The organism is Betaproteobacteria bacterium (assembly GCA_016791345.1).
GTDB lineage: Bacteria > Pseudomonadota > Gammaproteobacteria > Burkholderiales > JAEUMW01 > JAEUMW01.
Genome location: JAEUMW010000095.1, coordinates 1 through 6,323 on the forward strand (window position 1 = coordinate 1; position 6,323 = coordinate 6,323).

Here is a 6,323-nt window from a genome sequence, read left to right on the forward strand (position 1 = left end):
GCGCTCGACGGAATTGATGCCGACCGCCTCATCGACGTTGCCGCGGTTGCACGCCGTCTCGCACGGGTGATAGCAGACGCGGCCCATCACGGCCGGCAGCGGATTGTCCTGCGTGAGCGTGCGCCAGGCCTGCTCGTAGTCACCGGATTCGGCGTGAAAGAGCCAGCCCTGGATATTCTCGCCGGCCGGACAGGCGTTGTTGCACGGGGGCAGGCGGTCGAGATAGAGCGGGCGATGGGTACGCCAGCTTCCCGTCTTGTTGGCGAGCGAGGAACCGACGTCGAGGGTGATTGCAAACGGCTTTTCCATGTTTACTTCGCTCCTTCGTCGACGAGGCCGAAACGCCGGATGTTGCGATCGGCAAGGGCCTGGATATGGCCGATGACATCCAGCCGCGGCTGCGGCGAGAAGAGATGCGCGAAGCGCTTCTGCGGCCGAAGATACTCTTCGACGGGGAGTTGCTTGCGAATCTTGGAGACGGCGACGACCTCGCCGTTTTCCGCCTCGATGACGGGGAAGACGCCGGTCTCCTTCGCGAGCCGCGCGATGCGGATGGTGTCGTTGGATGCAGTGCCCCATCCCAGCGGGCACGGCACGAATACATGGATGTACCGCGCGCCGCGAAACTCCATGGCGCGCTTCACCTTGGCTTCGAGATCGCGCAGTTCCGACACGATGGCGGTGGCGACGTAGGGGATCTCGTGCGCCATCGCGATCAGCGGCACGCTCTTGCCCTGGCCGAAGACGTTGCCGGGGGCCTTACCGACGGCCGGCGTGGTCGCGGTGCGGGCGGCTCCCGGCGTGGCGGACGAACGCTGCACGCCGGTATTCATGTAGGCCTCGTTGTCGTAGCAGATGTAGAGCACGTCGTCATTGCGCTCGAACATGCCGGACAGACAGCCGAAGCCGATGTCGGTGGTCCCGCCGTCGCCGCCCTGTGCGATCACCCGCACCTCGGAGCGGCCCTTGACGCGCAGCGCAGCCGCGATGCCGGTGGCGACCGCTGCAGCATTGCCGAAGAGCGAATGGATCCAGGGAATCTGCCAAGAGGTTTCCGGATAGGGCGTGGAGAACACCTCCAGACAGCCGGTCGCGTTGGCGGCGATCAGCTGGTTGTCGGTCGCCGTCATGGCGGCGTCGATGGCGTAGCGCGCACCGAGCGCCTCGCCACAGCCCTGACAGGCGCGGTGGCCGGAGTTGAGCGAATTGGTGCGTCGCATGTCGGCCTGCACCGAGCGCTGCGACGGATCGAGCAGCCGGTTGCCGACCGTATGCGTGCCGGTCTGATAGAACTTGATTGCGGTAACTGACATTTCCTCTCTCCCTTAGCCTACGCGTGCTGCCACGACACCGAGATCGCGCAGCAGATTCTCGGCGATCGGCCCCGAGCGCCGCGTCGCGCGCTCGCGCTCGAGCTGACGGTTGACGGCCTTCCAGTCGAGATCGAGGAAGGTCACCTGTTCGAGCTTGTCGTTGATCCCGTCGAGGAAGAGCTTGCGCAGCGATGCCTGGGTGATGGCGCGCCCGCCGAGCCCGGCGATCACGTCGTAGACCGGCATCGGCAGGTTGCGCAGCGCCATGCGCACATCACGCGAGACGATGCCGCCCAGCCCCACGGCGAAGCACTTCTCCACCACGATGATGCGGCTCACGTGCTGCAGGGCGTCGCGGATCGCAGTCAGCGGGAAGGGCCGGTACGACGTGATGCCGAGCACGCCGATGCGATGACCTTCCTTGCGCAACTCGTCCACCGTGTCCTTGATCGTGCCCAGCACCGAACCCAGGGCGACGACGGCGATCTCGGCGTCCTCCAGGCGATAGCCGTGCACCAGCCCGCCCGACTCGCGACCGAACACCTGCTTGAACTCACTCGCCAGTTGCGGGATCAGTTCGAGCGCCTGCATCTGCTTGGCGTGGGCGAGGTAACGCACCTCCGTGAACGCTTCCGGGCCGACCATCGCGCCGATCGAAACCGGCTCACCCGGATCCAGCACCTGACGTGGCTCGTAAGGCGGCAGGTACGCATCGACCTGCTCGTGCGTCGGGATATCCACCCCCTCGTAGGCGTGGGTCAGGATGAAGCCGTCCATGCACACCATGACCGGCAGCGAGACCGCTTCGGCCAGCCGGAACGCCTGGATGTGCAGATCCGCCGCTTCCTGGTTGTTCTCCGCGAAGAGCTGGATCCAGCCCGAGTCGCGCATCGACATCGAGTCGGTGTGGTCGTTCCAGATGTTGATCGGCGCGCCGATCGCACGGTTGGCGACGGTCATCACGATCGGCAGGCCAAGCCCAGACGCGTTCCAGACGGCCTCGGCCATGAAGAGCAGTCCCTGGCTCGCCGTCGCGGTGTAGGTGCGGGCGCCCGCGGCCGACGAGCCGATGGCGACCGACATTGCGGCGAACTCGGATTCGACGTTGATGAACTCGCAGTTCAGGAGCGTGCCGTCACGCACCATCTCGCTCAAACCCTCGACGATGTGGGTCTGCGGCGAGATCGGATAGGCACAGATCACTTCCGGGCGGCACAGCGAGACGGACGCGGCGACCGCATGAGAGCCTTCACATTGCTTCAGCACGGGCGTACTCCTCTCGTTCCTGCTTCACGAATTCGAAGGCGGCACTCGCCGCCGCGATGTTGCCCTCGGCCACCTTGCCCGAGAACTTCTGCCGGATCGCGGCATGCACCGATTCGAGGGAGACGACGTCGCTGATCGCTGCGAATCCCGCGAGCAGGATCGCGTTCGGCAGCGGGCGTCCGAGATGCTTCATCGCGATCTCGGTCGCCGGCACCGTACAGAGGTGCGAGTGGTGCCAGCCCTTGAAGTAGTCGCCGAGACCGAGATCGTCGAAGCTTTTCTTGGTGTTGATGAGGACGTAACCGTCGCGGACCATGCCACTGAACACATCCACCTGATAGAGCAGGGTGGGGTCCTGGATGATGAGCCCGTCGGGCTGCATGATCGGCTCGCGCAGCCGGATCTCGTGATCGGAGATGCGACAGAACGCCACCACCGGCGCCCCGGTGCGCTCCGAGCCGAAGCTCGGGAACGCCTGCGCGTGCTTGCCTTCCAGGAATGCGGCGATGGACAGCATCTCCGCGCCGGTGACGCAGCCTTGACCGCCGCGACCGTGAATGCGGACCTGAAACATCGGGTGAAGCCTCCCTTGTACGTTGTTGCTCGTGAAACTGCGAACTCACGCGGAGCTGGTCACGACGCGCCCGGTCTTGCTGCCAGGCTGCGGGGGAGTTCGATCGCGTGACCCAGAAACGTAATTTGTAAGAGTGTTGCCGGGATAAGTCAAATCCCGATGCGGCGATGCCGGCTGACGCCGCATCACCGCGGGGCGGACGCCGGCGTCAGTCGATCTTGACCGCGCCGCGGTGAAAGCGCGTGATCACGTTGGGGTCCGGAAAGAGCGACACACGCGCCTTGTCCTTGCTCGCGTAGTCGATCACCGACAGCACGTAGCGCATGCTCTCCAGACGCGCGCGCCGCTTGTTGTTCGCCTTGACGATCATCCACGGGCTGAAGCTCGTGTGGGTACGACTGAACATGACTTCCTTGTACTTGGTGTAGTCATCCCAGAGGTCCTGCGCTTTGCCGTCGAGCGGGCTCAGCTTCCACTGCTTGAGCGGGTTGTTGGCGCGCGAATCAAAGCGGGCGAACTGCACCTCGCGCGAGATCGAGAACCAGAATTTCACCAGCACGATGCCATCCTCGAACAGCATGTGTTCGAACTCCGGCACCTGCTGCATGAAACGGTCATACTGGTCCCGCGTGCAGAAACCGTTCACCGGCTCGACCACCGCGCGGTTGTACCAGCTGCGATCGAAGAACACGATCTCGCCCGCGTTGGGCAGCTGCTTCATGTAGCGCTGGAAGTACCACTGGCCGGTCTCTTCCTCGGTCGGCTTCGGCAGCGCCACCACGCGCATCGCGCGCGGGTTCAGGTGCTCGATGAAGCGGCGGATGGTGCCCCCCTTGCCGGCTGCATCGCGACCCTCAAAGAGAATCGCCACACGCTTGCCGTTCTCCTGGATCCAGCGCTGCAGCTTCACCAGTTCGATCTGCAGCGACTCGAGCTCGTACTCGTACTTGATCGCGGACTGGATCTTGGAGACGTCGACGTGCTTGGCGCGCAGCAGCTGGATGAAGTCGCGCGACGAGTGCAGATCGGAGAGTTCCTCCGGCCGCAGATAGAGCGCCGGCGGACGGTCGTCGGCGAACTGCGGCTGACGCGTGGCTTGCAGGGCTTCCGCAATCTGTTCGACGGTGGCGCCGGCCGGTCCCGCGGGATTCGGCGCCCCGGCGCCTGTCTCACTGCCTGTGGTCGGCACGACGGACAGCTCCACCGATGTGCCGCTGGCGGCCGGCTGGACTCTCTTTCTCATGTTAGTCTCCCCGTAGGTCACGGTCATCCGGGCGATGCGGCTGCGTGCCGATTCGGCATGTCCGACTCCCCGTGTCGGGAACCGCCGCGCTGCCCACGCATTCCCGACTTCGCCCGTTGCACCGAGTTTGCAACTCTACGTCCGAACGCGCCTGCCTGGCAACGCCCGCATCGAAGCTCAACCTCTCGCGCAGTCACCGGCGCGGGCGATCGAGCGTCGCCGCAAGGTGTCGTAGATCGGCTCGCTGCCGGCGAGGGTTGCCACCAGCGCCGCCGCGAAGCATGCCGTGAGCATCGGCGCGAGAAGGGCGGTGGTCGCGGTCATCTCCACCACGAGCACGATGCCGGTGAGCGGTGCGCGAACGACAGCCGTGAAGAAGGCTGCCATGCCGACGACGGCAAAGGCGAGCGGCTGCGGTGCAAGGGCGGGGGCGAGCGTGTGCACGAGATCGCCGCACAGCGCACCGAACGCCGCACCCACGACGAGCAGGGGTGCGAACAATCCGCCCGGCGTTCCCGCTGCGTAACACCACGGGCCGAGGAGCCAGCGCACGACGAAGATGATGCCGAGCGCAGTGACCGAGAGGGTACCGTCGAGCACCTGCTGATTCAGTGCGTCGCCGCTGCCTGCCAGCGAGGGAGCGAACCAGGCGAGGAGTCCGACCGCAGCGCCGACGATCGCTGCCCGTGCCTCGGCCGGCAGCCCAGGGAAACGGTCGAACGCGTCCAGACCCCACACGGTGATGCGACTGTAGGCAGCGCCCAGCAGACCGAACGCCATGCCTGCGAGAAGATGCGGGAGCAGACTGAGAAACGGCGGCGGCGCCAGCGTCGCGACGACAAACATAGGACGGTCGCCGATCATGAGCCGGGCAACGCCGATCGCCACCGCACTGGCGATCAGCGTGGCGTGCACGGCGCGCAGCTCGAAGCCTTTCACCACTTCTTCCAGCACGAAGAGCGCGCCGCCGATGGGCGCGTTGAACGCAACCGCGAGGCCGGCCCCGGCAGCGGCGGCCTGCAGCGTTCGCATGTCGGTGGTCTGCAGGCGCAGCAGTCGCGCGATCGCCACGCCGAGGGTCGAGCCCATCTGCACGGTCGGTCCTTCGCGTCCGAGCGCGAGCCCCGAGCCCATGGCGAGCGTGCCGCCGATGAACTTCACCGGCAGCACCCGCAGCGGGGCGGGCTCGAGTTCGCCGCGCATGACCGCTTCCACGTGTTGCACGCCACTGCCCGAGGCGACCGGCGCCAAGCGCACCAGCGCGCGGGCTGCGGCCGCGCACAGCGCTACCGCGGCGACCGGCCAGAGCCAGCCGAGGCCGGGCCATTGACGGGACCAGCCGAGAAAGGAAGCGCGAAGGGTGTCGGCCCAGTCCAGGGCGAGGCGAAACGCACCGCCGACGAGCCCCGCCAGCGCGCCTGCGAGCGTTGCGGCGCAAGCCAGACAGATCAGCCGCGCGACGTCGGGTGAGCGCTCTTCAGCGGCGCTGGAAGCGGGAACGACGGGATCGACCATGTGACATCCGAAACCCCGGAGCCACCGCGAGGGTGGCTCCGGGCATGGGGATGGTGCAGCCGTTTCGAGGCTACTTCGGCCCGAGCGACTGCATGAATGCAGCCACCGCGGCCATGTCGTCCCTGCTGAGCGCGTGTGCCACCGGCGTCATCACCTTTGCGGAGGGCCGGTTCGGCGTCTGGAAGGATTTCTGCAGCTGAGCCAGCATATACGGGGCATTCTGGCCTGCGACCCGCGGAATCGCGGTTGCGCCTTCACCTTGTTCGCCGTGACAGTCCGCACAGGACTTGTACTTGCCCTTGGCGACTTCGATGCGGCGCTCGAAGACCTTCTGGCCGCGCGCGATCAGCTTCGACGACGCTGATTTCCCCGACGGCGGCGTCTGTGCCGCGTAGTACTCGGCGAGACCCTT

At 66.1% G+C, this 6,323-nt stretch carries 7 protein-coding genes; all 7 read right to left on the minus strand.

The window, feature by feature from the left end; all coding sequences use genetic code 11:
• Positions 1-309: glutamate synthase (locus JNK68_03790; protein MBL8539473.1), on the minus strand; the 309-nt coding region annotated here is incomplete at its 3' end.
• 2 nt (positions 310-311) lie between these two features.
• The gene (locus JNK68_03795; GenBank protein ID MBL8539474.1) at positions 312-1,313 is read right to left on the minus strand and encodes a pyruvate ferredoxin oxidoreductase; all 1,002 of its coding nucleotides are present in this window, start codon (positions 1,311-1,313) and stop codon (positions 312-314) included.
• Positions 1,314-1,325: 12 nt separating this feature from the next.
• Positions 1,326-2,579, minus strand: a complete 1,254-nt coding sequence (gene porA / locus JNK68_03800; protein MBL8539475.1) for a pyruvate ferredoxin oxidoreductase — start codon at positions 2,577-2,579, stop codon at positions 1,326-1,328.
• Positions 2,563-3,153 carry a 2-oxoacid:acceptor oxidoreductase family protein gene (locus tag JNK68_03805; GenBank protein MBL8539476.1) on the minus strand — a complete coding sequence of 197 codons (591 nt, stop codon included), beginning with the start codon at positions 3,151-3,153 and terminating at the stop codon, positions 2,563-2,565. The genes porA and JNK68_03805 overlap by 17 nt, the downstream gene beginning before the upstream one ends.
• A gap of 208 nt (positions 3,154-3,361) precedes the next feature.
• Positions 3,362-4,396 carry a polyphosphate kinase 2 gene (gene ppk2, locus JNK68_03810; protein ID MBL8539477.1) on the minus strand — a complete coding sequence of 345 codons (1,035 nt, stop codon included), beginning with the start codon at positions 4,394-4,396 and terminating at the stop codon, positions 3,362-3,364.
• A 177-nt stretch (positions 4,397-4,573) separates the two neighbouring features.
• Positions 4,574-5,911 carry a H(+)/Cl(-) exchange transporter ClcA gene (gene clcA, locus JNK68_03815; protein MBL8539478.1) on the minus strand — a complete coding sequence of 446 codons (1,338 nt, stop codon included), beginning with the start codon at positions 5,909-5,911 and terminating at the stop codon, positions 4,574-4,576.
• 70 nt (positions 5,912-5,981) lie between these two features.
• Positions 5,982-6,323: c-type cytochrome (locus JNK68_03820; GenBank protein ID MBL8539479.1), on the minus strand; the 342-nt coding region annotated here is incomplete at its 5' end.